This window comes from Streptomyces silvisoli (assembly GCF_029269905.1).
GTDB classification, from domain to species: domain Bacteria; phylum Actinomycetota; class Actinomycetes; order Streptomycetales; family Streptomycetaceae; genus Streptantibioticus_A; species Streptantibioticus_A silvisoli_A.
This window is the reverse complement of record NZ_JARJBC010000002.1, coordinates 270,725-288,908: the sequence shown is the minus strand read 5'-3', so window position 1 is coordinate 288,908 and position 18,184 is coordinate 270,725. Positions and strand designations below refer to the sequence as shown.

The window sequence follows — 18,184 nt, the reverse complement described above, 5'->3', positions numbered from 1 at the left end:
CCTCGTAGGTTCCCACGACCGCGCGCGCCTTCCGATTTGTCGCCTCCGGGCCGTACGGGTCCGAACCGTACCGGCAGTCGGACCTGAGGCGTACTGGGGATGTCGAAGACCCGACCAGGGGATGATCTGTGACTCCAGAGCATCTGGCAGACTGTCCGCCTATGGGGGAACCGACAGCGAAGATCCTGGAAGGCCGTACGGCCGTCCCTCCGCGCTCCACCGGTTCCATCGACGTCGATGGAGCAGCGCGGGAGGACCACCGCACGGAGGTGCGGCACACGCTGATCTCCAGGTTCCGCAAACCCCGTAGACCGCGGCTGTGGTTCGAGATCGCGCTGATCGGCGTCAGCTACTGGGTGTACTCGCTGGTACGCAACGCGGTGCCGGAGCAGGAGAAGTCCGCGATGCATCACGCGCTCCAGGTCTGGCACTTGGAGCAGAGCCTCGGCGTCGCCGTGGAACAGCACATCAACCACGCCATCAACTCGGTGACGTGGCTGATCGTGGGGATGAACTACTACTACGCGACGCTGCACTTCATCATGACGATCGGGGTGCTCGTCTGGCTGTTCCGCAGACATCCGGGGCGGTACGCGTCGGCCCGGCTCACCATCTTCGCGACCACCGGGATCGCGCTGGTGGGCTTCTACTTCTTCCCGTTGGCGCCACCACGGCTGATGCACGGCGGCCCCGGTTTCGTCGACACCGTCGCGGTGCACCACACCTGGGGTTCGATGGCGTCAGGTGATCTGGCCCATGTGTCCAACCAGTTCGCGGCGATGCCGTCGATGCACATCGGCTGGTCGCTGTGGTGCGGCATCACCATCGCGACGCTGGCCCGCCCACTGTGGGTACGGGTGCTGGGGGTGCTCTACCCGGTGGCGACGCTCGTGGTGATCATCTCCACCGCCAACCACTTCTGGCTGGACGCGCTCGGCGGAGTCGTCTGCCTCGGCATAGGGTTCACCGTCTCCTTCGCGGTGTACGGACGGCTGACCTACCGGCTGCCGCGGTATGTGTCAGCGGCGCCGGTGAAGGCCGTCGGATAACCGGCGCCTCACCCCTCGTACTCGTAGAACAGCCGCTCCACGACCGCCCGCGCCCTCCTGGTGATCCGGCGGTAGTCGTCCAGCATGGCGCCCACCTGGCCGGGGCCGTACCCGAGGTAGCGGCCGACGGCGGCCAGTTCCCGGCCGTCACTGGGGAAGGTGTCTCCGGGGCGGCCGCGGACCAGCATGACCGCGTTGCGCACCCGGGTCGCCAGTACCCACGCCTCGTCCAGCACGGCGGCGTCCTCGGCGTCGACCAGACCGGCCGCGCACGCGGCGGCCAGCGCCTCGCGGGTACGGGTGGTGCGCAGGCCGGGCTCGACCCAGCCGTGCCGCAGCTGGAACAGCTGGACCGTCCATTCCACGTCGGACAGCCCGCCGCGGCCGAGCTTGGTGTGCGTGGTGGGGTCGGCGCCGCGCGGCAGCCGCTCGGCCTCCATACGGGCCTTCAGCCGCCTGATCTCGCGCACCGCCTCCTCCCCCAGCCCCTCGGCGGGGTAGCGCAGCGGGTCGATCAGCTCGATGAACCGAGCGCCCAGTTCGGCGTCCCCGGCCACCGGTGCGGCGCGCAGCAGCGCGTGGCTCTCCCACACCAGCGACCAGCGCCGGTAGTACGCGGCGTACGAGGCCAGCGAACGCACCAGCGGGCCGCTCTTGCCCTCGGGACGCAGATCGGCGTCCACCACCAGCGGCGGGTCGGTGGTGGGGATCTGCAGCAGCCTGCGCAGCTCGTTGGCGACCTTCAGCGCGGCCTTGGCGGCCTCGTGCTCCTCGGCGCCCGGCTGCGGATCGTGGACGAAGAGCACGTCCGCGTCGGATCCGTAGCCCAGCTCGCGCCCGCCGAAGCGGCCCATGCCGATCACCGCGATCCGGGTCGGCAGCGGCTCCCCCGCGCCCACGGCATCCACGGCGGCCCGCAGGGCGCCGGCGAGGGTGGCGGTGGTCAGGTCGGAGATGGCGGTGCCGACCGCGTCCACGGCGGCGCCCGGATCGTCCTCCGGGTGGAAGCCGCCGGTCAGGTCGGCGGCGGCGGTACGGAACAGCTCGCGGCGGCGCACCCCGCGCACCACGGTGACCGCGGCCTCAGCGGTGTCGGCACGCTTGGCGGCGGCCAGCACCTCCTGCTCCAGGGCGGGCAGGGCGCGTGGCCGCAGCCCCTCGGGGTCGCCGAGCAGGGCGACCGCCTCGGGGGCGCGCAGCAGCAGGTCGGGGGCGAGCCGACCGGCGGAAAGCACCCGGGCCAGGTTCTCGGCGGCGGCGCCCTCGTCGCGCAGCAGCCGCAGGTACCACGGGGTGCGGCCCAGGGCGTCGGAGACCTTGCGGAAGTTCAGCAGACCGGCGTCCGGGTCGGCGGAGTCGGCGAACCAGCCGAGCAGCACCGGCAGCAGGGTGCGCTGGATCGCCGCCTTGCGGCTGACGCCGGAGGCCAGCGCCTCCAGGTGGCGCAGCGCGGAGGCCGGGTCCGCGTAGCCGAGCGCCTCCAGGCGCTGCCGGGCGGCGTCCGGGCTGAGCCGGGCGGCACCGGGTTCGAGCTGCGCGAAGGCGTCCAGCAGCGGGCGGTAGAACAGCTTCTCGTGCAGCCGCCGCACCTCGACGGAGTGCCGCCGCCACTCCCGCTGCAGTTCGGCCACCGGGTCGGAGCGGAAGCCCAGCGATCTGCCGAGCCGACGCAGATCGGCCTCGTCCTCGGGCACCAGATGGGTGCGGCGCAGCTTGTGGAGCTGTATGCGGTGTTCCATCGAGCGCAGGAACCGGTACGCGGCGTCCAGCGCGGCGGCGTCGGCGCGGCCCACGTAACCGCCCTCGGCGAGCTGGCTCAGCGCGGTCAGCGTGGTGCCGCTGCGCAGCGCGGGGTCGGTGCGGCCGTGCACCAACTGCAGTAGCTGTACGGCGAATTCGACGTCGCGCAGGCCGCCCGGGCCGAGTTTGAGCTCGCGGTCGAGGTGCGCCGCGGGGATGTTGTCCACCACGCGGCGGCGCATCTGCTGTACGTCGGTGACGAAGTGCTCGCGCTCGGCGGCCTGCCAGACCATCGGTGCCACCGCGTCGACGTAGTCCTGGCCCAGGGCCTCGTCGCCCGCGACCGGGCGGGCCTTGAGCAGTGCCTGGAACTCCCAGGTCTTGGCCCACCGCCGGTAGTACGCGAGATGGCTGCTGAGGGTGCGCACCAGCGGGCCGTTCTTGCCCTCGGGGCGCAGGTTGGCGTCGACCTCCCAGATGGTGCCCTCGGCGGTGGTCGCCGAGCAGACCCGCATCATGCGGGCGGCGAGCCGCGTGGCCGCCTGGAGCGCCTTGCCCTCGTCGCCGCCTTCCGGGGTCTCGGCGACGAAGATCACGTCGACGTCGGACTCGTAGTTCAGCTCCCGGCCGCCCGCCTTGCCCATGGCGATCACCGCGAGCCGGCAGGCGGCGGCGTCAGCGGGCTGCTCGCTCTCGGCGATGGCGAGGGCGGCACGCAGGGTGGCGGTGGCCAGGTCGGCGAGTTCGGCGGCGGTCTCGGCGAGGTCGCTGGTGCCGCAGACGTCGCGGGCGGCGATCGCCAGCAGGCAGCGGCGGTACGCGGCGCGCAGCGCGTCCTCTGATGTGGCGGGGGCGACGTCCGCCATGCCCTTGCGCAGCCCGGCTTCGAACTCCTCGACGCCCGGGTGCAGATCGGTGGACTCGTAGGTCACCAGCGCGTGCCAGTCGTGCGGGTGCCGGGCCAGGTGGTCGCCGAGCGCCTCGGAGGCGCCGAGCACCCCGAGCAGCCGGTCGCGCAGCGGTTTGGATCCGGTCAGCGTGTCCAGCAGCGCGTGCCGTTCGGTGGGCTCCTGCGCCTCGGCCAGCCGCACCAGACCGCGCAGCGCCAGATCGGGGTCGGCCGTCGCTCCCAGCGCGTCGAGCAGCACCGAATCGTCGCGCACCGACGACAACTCCGGGCCTTCGAGCAGCCGCTCGGCCGCGTCCGGGTCGGTGAACCCGTGCCGCAGCAGCTTGCTGAACGTGCTGCTGCGCCGCCCTTCCAGCATGGGCTTCTCCTCCTGGTGGCTCCGGGACGCGGGTGCCGTCGTCGCGCGCTTCGATCGTTCGCCGTGTCCGCCGCGAGCGTATCCGTCGCGGGCTGCGGCTGGTACGTAACCGTCGTCCTTCGGCCGCCTCGGCCGTATCCATAGCGTTCCCCAGATCCTCACCGTCCGAGCACGGACCGGACGGCGCTCCGCTCCCAGTCTGACGGAGCTCCGCACGCACAGCCCCGGTACTTCCCCCACAGACACGGAGGCCCGCAGCGCCCAGCACCGATCTTCGTACGTCTCGCCGTGCCCTCACCGCCCCCGCGTCCGCCGTGTCACTGACCGCGGCACGGGCGGCCACCGGCACGCCGACCACGTCATCGTGGTGGTGCTGGAGAACCACGGGTACGGCCAGTTCATCGGCAACTCCCCCGCCCCGTACATCAACTCGCTGGTGAGCAGCGGCGCGAACCTGACCGGCATGCACGCGGAACGCGGCGGCTGCGCGTGGAGGCCGTGGACGGACAGCGCCTCGGTGATCACGGCGGCGAACGCGAGGGTCACGATCGAGGGCATGCTGCGACGCGGCACGGACAGCACAGCCACTACCGCCGTGAGCGGCGCGAGGCCGATGGCCAGCGCCGAAGGCGGCACGGCGGCATTCGCTGCCGTCAACTCCCCGCACGCAAGCGGCGGTTCACCCCGTACGGACCGTCACGTCGCCGGTCTCGGCCTTCGCCGTGATGGTGTGCGAGTTGTTGTCGGCCCGTGGGACGCCGATGTGGACCTTTCCGGTCTGCGAGCTGGCCTGGACCGCGTACGGCGTGCCGCGCGGGACGGTGACCTCGACGCTGCCGGTCTGGGAGGTGGCGTAGACGGTGGCCGGGGCGTGGGTGAACGTCGCCCGCACATCGCCGGTCTCGGACGTCAGGTGCGCCTGGCTGGTGGCGAGTTGGTCGCCGGTGACGGTTCCGGTGTCGGTACTCGCCGTCACCGGGCCGCCTATCGAGGTGATCGACACATCGCCCGTGTTCGCGGTGACGGCGACCGTCGTACCGGTCGGAACCCGCACGTCGTAGTCGACCCCGCAGTCATGGCAGTCGTAGCCGAGGGTCAGCGTGCCGTCGGTGGTGGTGTGCGTGGTGTGCGGCGGGGCGCTCTTGTAGTTCTGTCTCTCGGTCACGCTGACCGTGGAGCCGCCACCCGTCACCCGTACGTCCCCGGTGTGGCCCTCGATGACCAGCCTGTGCACCGGGGCGCTCACCCCGTAGCTGACCTCGCGGTGCTGGTCCGGCGCCAGCCCGGAGCAGGCGGACAGCAGCGCGGCGGCGCCCGCGGCGGCGGTGGCGACACTGAGCAGGCGGATTCCTGGACGGTGGATCATCACGTTCCCCTTCGACGGTCTTCTCGACGGTCACAGAGTCCCATCCACCAGCCGCGTGAAGATCCCCCGCACGAGCGGTTTGCCGGTATCCCTCACAAGAGCGGTGCGCGCCAAACGCCGAGCGGCCATCCCCGAAGAGGACAGCCGCTCGACTCGATCCGAATGCCGCGGTAGCGGGACGGCCCCGTACCGGCCCGGACTGCTGTCTCCGGTAGCCGCTACGGCCGAGAAACCCGGCTACGGCCTGCCCCTACAGCACCGGCAGCAGGTTGCGCAGTTCGAACGGGGTGACCTCCGACCGGTACTCCTCCCACTCCTGCTTCTTGTTGCGGAGAAAGTTATGCGGCGCGGTGGGTACCTCGGGCGATGGTTCTAGACGCCACTGTGAGCAGCCATCAGGTCGTCCTTGGTTGTCGTTGTTGGTCCCTGCCGGACGTCGTCGGACGGCCCAGGGACGGCCCCACTGAGACACGCGGGACGATGAGCGCCGCTTTAGGGGTTCGGTCCGGCGGCTCTCCAGATACTGAAGCCCGTTGAAGTCACTCGTGGATGTCAACCTGCTCATCCAGGCCAAACCACGGCAGGCACTCCCGCAGACCTTCGATCTTCACCGGGACTGCTTGGCGTTGCTCCCACTGTTCGGCCGTGAGACGGAGTCTGCGTAGCACGGCGGGTTTGCCGCGTACGGCGTGACGATCGATCCCATCCTCGCTGTAGCCCAGCTTGCGCGATACCCCTAGCGAGGCAGCGTTGTCCGTGAACGCCGACGAGACGGCATCCCGTGCTCCGAGGCCAGCGAACGCCAGGTAGAGAACCGCTGCGCGCATCTCTGTACCCACGCCCTGGCCGTGATGCGCCCTGCCGAGCCACGAGCCGGTCCCTACCTCACGGCATGTGGCGAAGTCCCGCGCGATGAGGGCCTGCATGCCCATGACGACGCCGTCTCGCACGACCGCCAGGTTCAGCTCCCAGTCCTCCGGCTTCCACGCAGCCCAGCAGCGCCAGTGATACTGCATGGTGGCTTGAGCTCTTTGCCCGGGCGGGACATCCGTCCATGCCGCGGTAAAGGGCTGCACCGATGGGTCGTGGATGCCGTCGGCAGCCAAGGAAGCCAGCGCGGCGAGCTCGTCCGAGTTCGGCAGTCGCAGTTCCAACCGCGGAGTGGCCAACCGCAGCCCGGCAAGAGGCCAGTGGGATACCAAGCTCATGACCAGGGAGTCTTATTGCTCCGAGCCGCCGAAGCCACTGCATTTATGACGGCTCGGAGTCAGAGCCAATGGTGGTGGACTGGGGTTTCTGGGCTGGCGGTGCTCCGACCTGCGGCGGAGCTGTCGGTGGTTGTCAGTGCTGTCAGCGTTGAGCGGCGCTTCACGGCCCAGAGACGGCCCGGAGCGGCGCCTCCGGGCAGAGGGCTGCGGCTGGTGACAGCTCGGTTTCGGTTACGGCGACTCGTGCGCTTCCTCCGCGCCTCACCCGTAGGCTGCCGCACGATGGCAGGCCGACGTGACGGCATAGGGGGCGCCTCATGGAAAAGCTGCGACGGCTGGTGGACCGTTACGGCGAATGCCCTCAGGAGCCGGTGCGCTTCCGCCCAGAGACGTGGCGCCCCTGGCTGGAGCCGCACGGCGCTGCGCACGTCCTGAGCCTTGGTGCCGAGTGCTCCACTGGGCAACGAGGCGACCGCCTCATCAGTCGCGGCGACCTGACCGCGCTACGAGAACGCGCTGGCGGCGATCCTGACGGCCTACGGGATCTGTTCGTCGCCGTCATGATCTGGGGCTCAGGGACCAGCAACGGCCGGGGCCCGCGCTACACCTGCCGTGCCCTGTCGGACACCCGCATGTCTCAAGTCCTCGAAACGACGCGGCAGTCCATCCAAGATGGCGAACTGAGCAGTGCCTACAGCCAGTTCGCACTCAACGGGGTAGGGCGCCCCTTCTTCACCAAGTGGTTCGCCGCAGTCGACGCCCGCGACTCCGAGTGCGAGCGGGCCCTGATCCTCGACGCCCGGGTCTTTCGCTCCCTGAACGCCCTGGGCTGGTACAGCTGGAAGGCAGCTGGCACGCGCCATTGGCCTACGCGGTACGCCACGTACGTAAGCACCATGCACGGCTGGGCCACGCGGCTGGGGGTCACGGCGGACTGGCTCGAATGGCTCCTGTTCTGTGTGAACGGTCGGGTGGAGGAGCTCTGAGCTTGGGAATCACCGGGTGGGGAGCTTCGATGTCAGCCGACGACAGTCAGCCACGACAACGGGCGCGTCGACCGATCAGGCACGCCTATGTCTCGCTGCACCCCCGCCGCCTTAGCCACCGCCAGGGTCGTTGCCGTCGACCACAGCAAGCCACGATGGTGACCCGTTGACTAGGGCACGGCACCTGGAGATCCTCGGCCTGCGCCAGCGGATGCGACGGGGGACGAAGCACCTGAGAGCCAGGGGTGCTGCCCGACTGTCATCGGCCCTCGGTGGAGAGGGCGATGAGCCCGAAGGTGAGGTAGGCCCCCGCTCGCACATACGTAGGTGTTGACAGCGAAGGAAGTCCAGCCCCAGGTCGTGCAGCATGGCCGTCAGATGTCCAGGTCCGCACCCGACGTCGGCTGCCTGCCCAGCTGCGCCAGACCGACGAGCATCCACCGTCCAGAGAGCTGCCACCGATAAGCAGATGCTCGAGCCATTCCCTGGCGACGCGGGCCTGGTTGAGAACCGTGAATCGCGCCTGGTAGTTCTGGAAGCGCTCGCCGGAGGTAGCCCGCCAGATGGCGGCCAGTTCGTCATCGGGAGCGAGCGTCGGCCCTCCAGAGCCACTACCTCGGCCACGGCGATCCAGGCTTCACCCTCCGGGTCTACACGCACCTGATGCCGAGCAGCGAAGGGCGCACCCGAAAGGCCGTGGACAGCATGTACGCCGCCATCGATCCGGCGCTGGGCGAGTAAACGTCCTCGGGGTCGACAGCCAGTGGCCGTCGACCCCCGAGACCCGGAGGTGGAAGCCAGGACAAGGGCCCGCGCTCACAGAGTGCCGACGCGTTGTTCCACACGCCGGAGGATGTCCTCGCTGAGCTCCCAACGGTCAGTGTCCCGTTGAAAGCGATGACCTTGCTGAGACCGAAGCGTCTCGGCAAGCCGTCTGAGCTGCGCGGTGTTGAGATCATCAACCATGAGCTTGGCGAGAAGCACAGCGTGGTACTGCTCGAATGCGCTGTGCGAGTCCTCGATGGCCGCGACCACGGCCTCAAAATTCCGCAGTTCACGGCTAGCCTGCATCATGGCCAAGGCAATGACACGTTCCCCATCGGTCCCCTCGCGCAGCCAACGCACGACCTCGGTCGGCTCGAACGGCCGCTCTTCCGGAAGCCGCCGGGCCCGGGAGACCAGCTGTTCCATTGCGAGGGTGCGCTCTCGACCCGGGCGCATTGAATGACGCAGGGACCAGTAGCGCTCCGCGATGGGCCCTGCAGCCTCCAGCAGAGCTTGCGCCTCCGCACGGAGCTGTTCTGCCGTCGTCGTGTCTCCCCAGCGCTCGGACTCCTCCGCCAGCGCAAGTCTCTCCGCCGCTGCGGCGCGCAACTTGAGGTTGGCCCCGCCGAGCTCGAAGCTCTCAACGCGGTTACCGAACAGAGCAAGAACGAGTAAGACCCCGCCAAAAGCGAGCAGCACGCCCGTTCCGGTCCCGTTGTCGGTTGCGAATACCGCACACACCCCAGTCCCGAAGGACCCTGCACCCAGCAGGCCCATGGCAGCCCGCACAACGGGCGTAAATGGACCTGCTGTTGAACGCTCTTCCACCGGCTTCTCCACCCCTCGCCTCTAATGGCAGGAAGCTACCGTGAGCAGGGTGCCCCTGGGGCCTGGGCGTCGATGTCAGGCATTCGGGGGAGCCGTGGGGATCGGCCCTATCAAGAAGTCGTAGATCGGGCGTGCAACGTTGTCGGCGGCCCTGCCGGACAGCGGCGCCGCGCGAGCCGCACTCGGAAGCCGCGCACGACGGTTACGAGGCCGCCGATCCGCTGCTCGACGGCCCACAGACGGCCCAGCCCCGTGAAACGGCTCCGGGCCAGCGGCTCGCCACCGCTGGCCCGGAACGTCACTGCACCACCAAAGCCTCTCTGACCTGCCCCTACAGCACCGGCAGCAGGTTGCGCAGTTCGAACGGGGTGACCTCCGACCGGTACTCCTCCCACTCCTGCTTCTTGTTGCGGAGGAAGAAGTCGAAGACATGCTCCCCGAGTGTCTCGGCGACGAGTTCGCTGCGTTCCATCAGGGTGATGGCCTCGCCGAGGTTCTGCGGGAGGGGTTCGATGCCCAGGGCGCGGCGTTCGGCGTCGGAGAGGGCCCAGACGTCGTCGTCGGCGCCCGCCGGGAGCTCGTAGCCCTCCTCAACTCCCTTGAGACCGGCGGCCAGCAGCACCGCGTAGGTCAGGTAGGGGTTGGCGCCGGAGTCGATGGAGCGGACCTCGACGCGGGTGGAGACGGTCTTGCCGGGCTTGTACATCGGGACACGGATCAGGGCGGAGCGGTTGTTGTGGCCCCAGCAGATGTACGAGGGCGCCTCGCCGCCCGCGCCCGCGGTGCGCTGGGAACCGCCCCAGATGCGCTTGTAGGAGTTGACCCACTGGTTGGTGACCGCGGAGATCTCACCGGCGTGGTGCAGCAGTCCGGCGATGAACGAGCGCCCCACCTTGGACAGTTGGTACTCGGCGCCGGACTCGTGGAACGCGTTGCGGTCGCCCTCGAAGAGGGACAGGTGGGTGTGCATCCCGGAACCGGGGTACTCGGAGAACGGCTTGGGCATGAAGGTGGCCTGCACCCCCTGCTCCAGCGCGACCTGCTTCATCACCAGCCGGAACGTCATGATGTTGTCGGCCGTGGACAGCGCGTCCGCGTACCGCAGGTCGATCTCCTGCTGGCCGGGCGCACCCTCGTGGTGGGAGAACTCCACCGAGATGCCCATGGACTCCAGCATGGTGATGGCCTGTCGCCGGAAGTCCTGGCCGACGTGCTGCGGGGTGTGGTCGAAGTAGCCCGAGGAGTCGGCGGGGGTCGGCGGGGTGCCGTCCGACGGCTTGTCCTTCAGCAGGAAGAACTCGATCTCCGGGTGGGTGTAGAAGGTGAACCCGAGGTCGGAGGTCTTGGACAGGGTCCGCTTGAGCACGTAGCGCGGGTCCGCGTACGACGGGGAGCCGTCCGGCATGAGGATGTCGCAGAACATCCGGGCCGTGCCGGGGGACTCGGCGCGCCACGGCAGGATCTGGAAGGTCCCCGGATCGGGCTTGGCCAGCATGTCGGACTCGTAGACCCGGGCGAAGCCCTCGATCGCGGATCCATCGAAGCCGATGCCCTCGTCAAACGCCTGCTCAAGCTCGGCGGGCGCCACCGCGACGGACTTCAGGAAGCCCAGCACATCGGTGAACCACAGCCGGACGAACCGGATGTCGCGCTCCTCCAGCGTGCGGAGCACGAATTCCTGCTGCTTATCCATGGGCTCTATCCTCGCAGGTCGGACGGGCAGGTCAGACGGCTTGCTCGCCGGGATCGGCGCACTGTAGCGGAGCGCTGCCCAGGGCACACCAGTATCACCGAGGAGGGTTTCCGACGCGTTACACGCAGCGTCACGCCCTCACGGCCATTGTGGAACACGCACCGGCACTTCAGGTACGCACCCTCCCCAGGGGAATTCCCGGGTCGAGCAGTGCGGAGGCCACCGCCCGCGGCCGGTCGATCATGATCAGGTGCCCCGACGGAGTGACGATCTTGAACCGGGCGCCGAGCACGTTGGCCAGCAACAGCTGCCGTCGCAGCCAGTGCAGCGCCCGGCGCGAGCCACTGCCGTCGTACGCGGCCAGCACGGTCACCGGTACCGCGGGCAGTGGCCGGCGGGCGCGCAGCTCGCGGATCTCGTCAGCCATGTCCGGGTAGCGGGTGTTCTCCAGCAGGGCGGCGCGCAGCATCCGGCCGGTGCGGTAGGTACGCCGCACCAGTGGCGTGGGGGCCGGGTCGCGGCCGTCCAGCGTGGTGGCGCTCCACAGCAGTCGGCGTCCGGTCGGCCCGAGTGCGTACGGTACGGCGGCGGCGGTCAGCGCGGTGGCCAGTGCCCGGGCGGCGGCGGTGCGCAGCCCGCTGGCCGTGGGCGTGCGGGGTGCCTCCTCGACACTGGCGTCCACCAGCAGCAGGGCGGCGGTGCGCTCGGGGTAGAGCCGGGCGAAGGCCTCGGCGTGGAAGCCCGCCAGCGAGTGCCCGGCGACGGTGCACGGTCCGTGCAACCCGAGCGCGTCCAGCACCCGCCGGATCCGTTCCGCCTCGGTGGCGGCGGTGGGCGCCACGACCGGCGGGGCGCTGAGCCCGTAGCCGGGGCGGTCGAACCGCACCACCGTGCGGTGCGGGGTGAGCAGTGGGATCACCGCGTCCCAGTCGAACCAGCTCAGCCCCAGCCCACCACTGAGCACGCAGACCGGTCCCGCGCCCTCGCGCAGTACGTGCAGCGGCACGCCTCCGACGCGCAGGATCCAGCCGGGCGGCGCGGCGCCCGGCACGGGGTTGGCGCGGGCGGTCATGGCGGCGGGGGTGTCGGTTGGCAGGACGGCGGAGGTGTCTGTTGGCGGGACACGGAGACGGCCAGCGCGCCGATCCAGACGGCGACCAGCAGCGTCTGGAGCCGCTGCCCCGCCCCCAGCGACCAGGTGCCGCGCCCGGTCTGGAAAGCGGCCGTGGCGCCCAACGCCCATGCGGTGGCGGCCAGTTCGGCGCAGACCAGCGGTGGTCCGAGAGTGCGCAGCGGGAGCGGCCAGCCGTACCGCCGGGCCGCATGGGTGAACGTCACCAGCGCGGTGAGGGCGGCGAGCACGGCGGTCGTGCTGCTCACCGCATGCGCGGTATGCGTGGCGGGGACCAGCCCCGCCGTCTCGCGGGCGGCGCAGCTCTCGTCCCGGGTCGGGGCGCAGCTCAGCGGCAGCCGCGAGTCCACCGAGGTGGCGGCGCCGAACACCGCCAGTGCGGCCCAGCCCGTGGTGGCCCAGCGGCGGCGCGGCAGCAACAGGAGCGCGCAGCACGATCCGATGAGCACGGCGAGGCCCGCCAGCAGGTCGGTGGCACGGAACAGGCCACCGAGCGGTTGGTCCACGGCGGCCAGTTCGCTGAGATACGCCCGGAGCGGGTCGAGCCCGGTGGCGAGGACGACTTCCAGCACCCAGGCGGTGTAGGCGGCGGCTCCGAGCAGCAACGGCACGGACGTCACCAGGACCGGGGCAGGGCGGTCGCGGCCCGGCCGTCGGCGGCGGTGCGGGGTTGGCGCCATGGAGGTCCGTTCGTCGCGCTCTGGCTCCATCGTCGGGCGGTGGCGCGAGGGACGCATTCCGGGACTGAGCCGTTGTCAGTGGCGGTGTGTAGGGTTCTTTGTCGAAGGTGCTGCCCGCGTGGCAGGAGTTACCCAGGAGACACCAGGGGGGTGTGCGATGCTCCGCCGACTGCTGCTGTTCGCCGCCCTGCTGTTCGGGATCTTCACCATGCACACCATCGGGCACCCAGCGATGCCCGCAATGCCGGGGATGTCCGCGGCGGCGGAGTCCGGTCCGACGGCGGCGTCGGCCCCGGCCGCTGAGACGGACCCGACGGCCGAGACGGATCTGGCGGCACCGGTCGCTGCCCACGGGCGCCCCGCGCCGCCGTCCACCGCGGCCCCGGCCGCGCAGGCGCCCTCCCCCGGTCACGTTCGGCACCCTCAACCCGCCCATTCCATGGACCCGTTGTCGGTCTGCCTCGCCGTGCTCGGCGCGTGGGGCAGCGGGCTGCTCGCCGCCCTCGGGCTGGCGCTGGAGTTGGCCGAGACGGGTGCGGGCGTCGCACTGGCCGCGCTGCGCACACGTCTCGCGGGGGCGCGGCCCGTGCCGCCGCCGCGCATATCGCTGTCCCTCGCCCGTCTGTCGGTGTCGCGCATATAGGTCCCGCCATCGGCCGCTTCCGCGCGGCCGCATGCCACCACCCGTATGCACATCCATCGACACCACGAGGTGCACTCCCCATGCGCACGTACACCCGCCGCGCCATGCTCGGCGCGGGTCTCGGCCTGGCCGGAACCGGGCTGCTCGCCGCCTGCTCGTCCTCCGGCCCGGGGCGGCACGGCCCGTCGGCCGACGGATTCGTCTCCCCTGACGGCCCGCAGGTCGCCGCCGCCGAGCGGCGGCGCGGCAGCGGTCCGCTGCGCCAAGTCCGGCTCACCGCAACCGAGTCGACGCTGGACCTGGGCGGCCCGAAGGTCCGCAGCTGGAGCTACGGCGGTCAACTCCCCGGCCGGGAGATCCGCGTCACCGCGGGCGACAGCCTTGAGGCCCTGCTGGTCAACCACCTTCCCGAGCCCACCACGGCGCACTGGCACGGGCTGACGCTACGCAACGACATGGACGGCGTCCCCGACGTCACCCAGCGGGCGGTCGCCCCCGGCGCCGGGTTCGCCTACCGCTTCACGGTGCCGCACCCGGGCACGTACTGGCTGCACCCGCACACCGGCGTGCAGCAGGACCGCGGCCTGTACGCGCCGCTCATCGTCGAGGACCCCAAGGAACCGCTCCGGTACGACAGGGAGTGGGTGGTCATGCTGGACGACTGGGTCGACGGCGTGGACGGTTCCACGCCGGACGCCGTGCTCGGCGAGTTGTCCGGCGGGATGTCGTCGGGGACGCACGGCGGCCACGGCTCCGGCGGCCCCGGCGGCCCCGGCAACGGCGGGCATGGCGGCACTGGCGGTCACGGATCCGGCGGCGATGACCGCGACGGCATGTCCGACATGCCGGGGATGGGCGCCATGGGCTTCTCCGCTCCCGGCCCGAGCCGCATGCTGATGGGGGCGACCAGCGGCCTGCTCGGCGGCGACGCGGGCGATGTCGCGTACCCGTACTACCTGGTCAACGGCCGTACCGCGGACGACCCGCAGACCTTCACCGCCAAGCCGGGCGAGCGGCTGCGCATCCGGATCATCAACGCGGGCGGCGACACCGCCTTCCGCGTCGCCCTCGGCGGTCACCGCATGACCGTCACCCACGCCGACGGCCTGCCGGTCGCCCACACCACGGCGGACTCGCTGCTGCTGGGTATGGGCGAGCGCTACGACGTCCTGCTCACCGCGGGCGACGGGGTGTTCCCGCTGGTCGCGCTGGCGGAGGGAAAGAACGCGGTAGCGCGGGCCGTGCTGCGCACCGCCGCCGGGGAGGCGCCCGGGAAGGACGCCCGCCCGGCGGAACTGGACCGGCCACCGCTGACCGCCGCGAGGTTGCGCGCCGCGCCCTGCGTGGCGCTGCCCGCCAAACGGCCGGACACCACCGTCGCGCTGCGTCTGACCGGCGGTATGACGAAGTACGACTGGGGCTTCAACGGGGAGAGGTATGACCCCGCGCGACGGATTCCGGTGCGCTCCGGCGACCGCGTGCGGCTGTCGTTCCGCAACGACACCGCCATGTGGCATCCGGTCCATCTGCACGGGCACGCCTTCGCCCTGCCCAACGGCGGACCGCGCAAGGACACCGCGATAGTGCTGCCCCGGCAGACCCTGGACGTCGAGTTCGACGCGGACAATCCGGGGTTGTGGATGATCCACTGCCACAACGTCTACCACGCGGAGAGCGGCATGATGGCGCTACTGGGCTACCGGCGGTAGCCGCCCTGGGCCCGCGGGGTGTGAGCCAGCCGACGCGCCCCGCGGGCCCCATAGCGTCGATCAGACGATTACGCTGGGGCCGTGCCTCAACTTCGTCTCGCCCTCAATCAGATCGACTCCTGCGTCGGTGACATCTCCGGCAACTCGGACGCGATAGTGCGCTGGACCCGGCACGCGGCCGACCAGGGAGCGCATCTGGTCGCCTTCCCGGAGATGGCGCTGACCGGTTACCCGGTCGAGGACCTCGCGCTGCGCGCGTCGTTCGTGGAGGCGTCTCGCTCCGCGCTGACCGCGCTGGCAGCCCGGCTCGCCGCCGAGGGGCTCGGCGAGGTCCCGGTGGTGGTGGGCTACCTGGACCGCAGCGAGAAGGCCGAGCCGCGGTACGGCCAGCCGGCGGGCGCGCCGCAGAACGCGGCGGCGGTGCTGCACCGCGGCGGCGTGGTGCTGTCGTTCGCCAAACACCACCTGCCCAACTACGGCGTGTTCGACGAGTTCCGCTACTTCGTGCCCGGCGACACGCTGCCGGTGATCCGGGTGCACGGCATCGACGTGGCGCTGGCGATCTGCGAGGACCTGTGGCAGGACGGCGGGCGGGTGCCCGCCACCCGTACCGCCGGGGCCGGGCTGCTGCTGTCCGTCAACGCCTCCCCGTACGAGGTCGCCAAGGACGACACCCGGCTCGACCTGGTGCGCAAGCGCGCGCAGGAGGCGGGCTGCACGCTCGCGTACCTCGCGATGACCGGCGGGCAGGACGAGTTGGTCTTCGACGGCGACTCGATCGTGGTGTCGGCCGAGGGCGAAGTGATCACCCGTGCGCCGCAGTTCGAGGAGGGCTGCGTACTGGTCGACCTGGAACTGCCCGCCGCCGGCGCGGTCCCCTCGGGCACGGTGGACGACGGCCTGGTCATCGAACACCGGACGATCTCGGCGGAGCCGCTTGCTCCGTACGAGCCGCAGGTGCCCGGGGAGCAGGCGCCACGGCTGGGTGACGACGAGGAGATCTACACGGCACTGGTCGTGGGGCTGCGCGCCTATCTCACGAAGAACGGTTTCCGCAGCGTTCTGGTCGGGCTCTCCGGCGGTATCGACTCGGCGCTGGTGGCGGCCATCGCGTGTGACGCGATCGGCGCGCAGCACGTGTACGGGGTGTCGATGCCGTCCCGCTACTCCTCCGATCACTCCAAGGGCGACGCGGCCGAGCTGGCGCGGCGCACCGGGCTGAACTTCCGGACCGTGCCGATCGGCCCGATGTTCGACGCCTTCATGGCCTCACTGCATCTGTCGGGGCTGGCCGAGGAGAACCTCCAGGCGCGGCTGCGCGGTACGACGCTGATGGGGATCTCCAACCAGGAGGGCCACCTGGTGCTGGCCCCGGGCAACAAGTCCGAGCTGGCGTGCGGCTATTCGACGCTCTACGGGGACGCGGTGGGCGGCTTCGCGCCGATCAAGGACGTCTTCAAGACCAAGGTGTGGGAGCTGGCGAAGTGGCGTAACGCGGCCGCCGCCGAGCGCGGTCAGGTTCCGCCGATCCCGGAGAACTCCATCGTCAAGCCGCCGAGCGCGGAGCTGCGGCCGGGCCAGGTCGACACCGACTCGCTGCCGGACTACGACGTGCTGGACGTGGTCCTGGACCGGTACGTGGAGCAGGACCAGGGCCGCGCGCAGATCGTGGCCGCGGGCTTCGACGAGGCGCTGGTGGAACGGATCGTCCGCCTGGTCGACACGGCCGAGTACAAGCGGCGGCAGTACCCGCCGGGCACGAAGATCACCGCCAAGGGCTTCGGCAAGGACCGCCGCCTCCCGATCACCAACCGCTGGCGGGAACGGGGCTGACGCCCCCTCGGGGGCACGTAGGCGCTTTTCCGGGGGCGGCGGCCCCCCGGCCCCTTCCCTGTTTCCGGGGGCGGCGGCCCCCGGCCCCTTCCACGGCGGGCCAGGGCTGACGGCGCACGGGCTAGCGGGAGGAGCGACCCCCCGCTAGCCCACCCGCAGGGTCGCCGCCACCGGCAGGTGATCGCTGCCAGTGGCCGGCAGCACCCAGGAGCGGGCAGGCGCAATCCCCCGCACCATGATCTGGTCGATCCGCGCCATGGGAAACGACGCGGGCCAGGTGAAGCCGAACCCGTCTCCCGCCGCGCCCTGCGCGGAGCGCATCTGCGCGGTGATCGGCGACAGACTCCGGTCGTTCATCGTCCCGTTGAGGTCCCCGAGCAGGATCACCCTCCGCTGCGGCTCCCGAGCTATCGCGTCCCCCAGGGCCGCCGCACTGCGGTCCCGCTGCCCGGCGGTGAACCCGCTGTCCAGCCGCACCCGGACCGACGGCATGTGCGCCACGTAGACCGCCACCGGGCCCTGAGGCGTGGCCACCGTGGTGCGCAGCGCCCGGACCCAGCCGAGCTGGATGTCCACCGGCCGGGTGTCGCTGAGCGGGTACTTGCTCCACACCGCGACCGTGCCCTCCACCTCGTGGTAGCGGTAGGTGTCCGCCAGGCCCCGCTCGTAGACGGGGAGCGCGTTGCCTGCCAGTTCCTCCAGCGCGACGATGTCGGCGCCCGAGCCCGCGATGTCCTTGGCGGTGGCGGCCGGGTCCGGGTTGCCGGCGTTGACGTTGTGGCTGACGACGGTGAGGTTGCCGCCGCCGGACGACTTGCCGGTCAGCAATCCGCCGAACAGGTTCACCCACACCACCGCGGGCACCAGTAGCGCGGCCAGCGCCACCGCCGAGCGCCGCACCAGGGCGAAGGCGAGCAGCACCGGCACCACGAGCCCCGTCCAGGGCAGGAACGTCTCGAACAGGCTGCCCAGGTTGCCGACGCTGTTGGGAACGCTGGAGTGGAAGAACATCAGCAGCCCGACGACCAGCGCGATCGCGGCGATCACCCAGCCGCGCCGCCAGATGCCCGCGTCCCGCCAGTGGAACGCGGGTCGGCTCGGGCGTGTCTCGTGCTCGTCGCGCTCACCGTGCGCCGTGTCCGCCTGGGCCATGGGTCCTCACCTGTCCGCGTGCCTGTGTGTACGCGCCGAACCGCGGTCGCCCCGGAGGGGCGAGGGTCCGCGCCTCCGACCCTAGGGGCGGACGGGGTACGGCGCTCATCTGAGGGACGGACCGGATGACAC

14 protein-coding genes and 4 pseudogenes are annotated in these 18,184 nt (G+C 70.9%); 6 read left to right on the top strand and 12 right to left on the bottom strand.

Translation table 11 applies throughout. From position 1 onward, the window contains the following. Positions 1 to 161: 161 nt before the first annotated feature. On the top strand, positions 162 to 1,049 hold the full coding sequence (locus tag P3G67_RS04375; protein ID WP_276092257.1) for a phosphatase PAP2 family protein: 888 nt from the start codon (positions 162 to 164) through the stop codon (positions 1,047 to 1,049). Between the two features lie 8 nt (positions 1,050 to 1,057). On the opposite strand, the gene P3G67_RS04370 is transcribed toward P3G67_RS04375, so the two are convergent. From P3G67_RS04370 to P3G67_RS04355, 5 genes and pseudogenes are all read right to left on the bottom strand, one after another. Then, positions 1,058 to 4,057, bottom strand: a complete 3,000-nt coding sequence (locus P3G67_RS04370; RefSeq protein WP_276092256.1) for a bifunctional [glutamine synthetase] adenylyltransferase/[glutamine synthetase]-adenylyl-L-tyrosine phosphorylase — start codon at positions 4,055 to 4,057, stop codon at positions 1,058 to 1,060. Positions 4,058 to 4,351: 294 nt separating this feature from the next. Continuing rightward, a complete protein-coding gene (locus P3G67_RS35980) occupies positions 4,352 to 4,714 on the bottom strand; it encodes a hypothetical protein (protein ID WP_391858195.1) in 363 nt (120 codons plus the stop codon). 22 nt (positions 4,715 to 4,736) lie between these two features. After that, complete coding sequence (locus tag P3G67_RS04360; RefSeq protein ID WP_276092255.1) at positions 4,737 to 5,423, bottom strand: DUF4097 family beta strand repeat-containing protein; 687 nt, start codon at positions 5,421 to 5,423, stop codon at positions 4,737 to 4,739. 250 nt (positions 5,424 to 5,673) lie between these two features. Further along, positions 5,674 to 5,760: pseudogene (locus P3G67_RS35975) on the bottom strand (glutamine synthetase); the annotation flags it as partial. Positions 5,761 to 5,962: 202 nt separating this feature from the next. Beyond that, the gene (locus P3G67_RS04355) at positions 5,963 to 6,577 is read right to left on the bottom strand and encodes a GNAT family N-acetyltransferase (protein ID WP_313879558.1); all 615 of its coding nucleotides are present in this window, start codon (positions 6,575 to 6,577) and stop codon (positions 5,963 to 5,965) included. 371 nt (positions 6,578 to 6,948) lie between these two features. Here P3G67_RS04355 and P3G67_RS04350 point away from each other — a divergent pair, with 371 nt between their 5' ends. After that, positions 6,949 to 7,617 carry an 8-oxoguanine DNA glycosylase OGG fold protein gene (locus P3G67_RS04350; RefSeq protein ID WP_276092253.1) on the top strand — a complete coding sequence of 223 codons (669 nt, stop codon included), beginning with the start codon at positions 6,949 to 6,951 and terminating at the stop codon, positions 7,615 to 7,617. A gap of 345 nt (positions 7,618 to 7,962) precedes the next feature. On the opposite strand, the pseudogene P3G67_RS04345 reads toward P3G67_RS04350, so the two are convergent. Together P3G67_RS04345 and P3G67_RS04340 are read right to left on the bottom strand one after the other, a co-directional pair. Next, positions 7,963 to 8,028 (bottom strand): annotated as a pseudogene (locus P3G67_RS04345) (SAM-dependent methyltransferase); the annotation flags it as partial. Between the two features lie 52 nt (positions 8,029 to 8,080). Continuing rightward, a pseudogene (locus tag P3G67_RS04340) lies at positions 8,081 to 8,182 on the bottom strand (hypothetical protein); the annotation flags it as partial. Between the two features lie 41 nt (positions 8,183 to 8,223). Between P3G67_RS04340 and P3G67_RS35970 the strand changes: the two are divergent. Next, positions 8,224 to 8,358: pseudogene (locus P3G67_RS35970) on the top strand (tyrosine-type recombinase/integrase); the annotation flags it as partial. 75 nt (positions 8,359 to 8,433) lie between these two features. Here P3G67_RS35970 and P3G67_RS04335 read toward each other — a convergent pair. The 4 genes from P3G67_RS04335 to P3G67_RS04320 all read right to left on the bottom strand — a co-directional run bounded on the left by P3G67_RS04335 (position 8,434) and on the right by P3G67_RS04320 (position 12,745). Then, positions 8,434 to 9,222: a hypothetical protein gene (locus P3G67_RS04335; protein ID WP_276092252.1), complete on the bottom strand. Its 789-nt coding sequence runs from the start codon at positions 9,220 to 9,222 to the stop codon at positions 8,434 to 8,436. Positions 9,223 to 9,541: 319 nt separating this feature from the next. Then, positions 9,542 to 10,903 carry a type I glutamate--ammonia ligase gene (gene glnA / locus P3G67_RS04330; RefSeq protein WP_269854247.1) on the bottom strand — a complete coding sequence of 454 codons (1,362 nt, stop codon included), beginning with the start codon at positions 10,901 to 10,903 and terminating at the stop codon, positions 9,542 to 9,544. A 169-nt stretch (positions 10,904 to 11,072) separates the two neighbouring features. Beyond that, positions 11,073 to 11,975 carry an alpha/beta fold hydrolase gene (locus tag P3G67_RS04325; RefSeq protein WP_276092251.1) on the bottom strand — a complete coding sequence of 301 codons (903 nt, stop codon included), beginning with the start codon at positions 11,973 to 11,975 and terminating at the stop codon, positions 11,073 to 11,075. Continuing rightward, positions 11,972 to 12,745: a DUF998 domain-containing protein gene (locus P3G67_RS04320; protein ID WP_276092250.1), complete on the bottom strand. Its 774-nt coding sequence runs from the start codon at positions 12,743 to 12,745 to the stop codon at positions 11,972 to 11,974. Before P3G67_RS04320 ends, P3G67_RS04325 begins: the two co-directional genes overlap by 4 nt. An 88-nt stretch (positions 12,746 to 12,833) precedes the next feature. On the opposite strand from P3G67_RS04320, the gene P3G67_RS04315 reads away from it, so the two are divergent. The 3 genes from P3G67_RS04315 (at position 12,834) to P3G67_RS04305 (ending at position 16,900) form a co-directional block, all read left to right on the top strand. Beyond that, complete coding sequence (locus tag P3G67_RS04315) at positions 12,834 to 13,358, top strand: hypothetical protein (protein WP_276092249.1); 525 nt, start codon at positions 12,834 to 12,836, stop codon at positions 13,356 to 13,358. 80 nt (positions 13,359 to 13,438) lie between these two features. Next, positions 13,439 to 15,067 carry a multicopper oxidase family protein gene (locus tag P3G67_RS04310; protein WP_276092248.1) on the top strand — a complete coding sequence of 543 codons (1,629 nt, stop codon included), beginning with the start codon at positions 13,439 to 13,441 and terminating at the stop codon, positions 15,065 to 15,067. A gap of 81 nt (positions 15,068 to 15,148) precedes the next feature. Then, positions 15,149 to 16,900 carry an NAD+ synthase gene (locus P3G67_RS04305; RefSeq protein ID WP_276092247.1) on the top strand — a complete coding sequence of 584 codons (1,752 nt, stop codon included), beginning with the start codon at positions 15,149 to 15,151 and terminating at the stop codon, positions 16,898 to 16,900. Between the two features lie 144 nt (positions 16,901 to 17,044). On the opposite strand, the gene P3G67_RS04300 is transcribed toward P3G67_RS04305, so the two are convergent. Continuing rightward, the gene (locus P3G67_RS04300; protein WP_276092246.1) at positions 17,045 to 18,052 is read right to left on the bottom strand and encodes an endonuclease/exonuclease/phosphatase family protein; all 1,008 of its coding nucleotides are present in this window, start codon (positions 18,050 to 18,052) and stop codon (positions 17,045 to 17,047) included. Positions 18,053 to 18,184 lie beyond the last annotated feature (132 nt).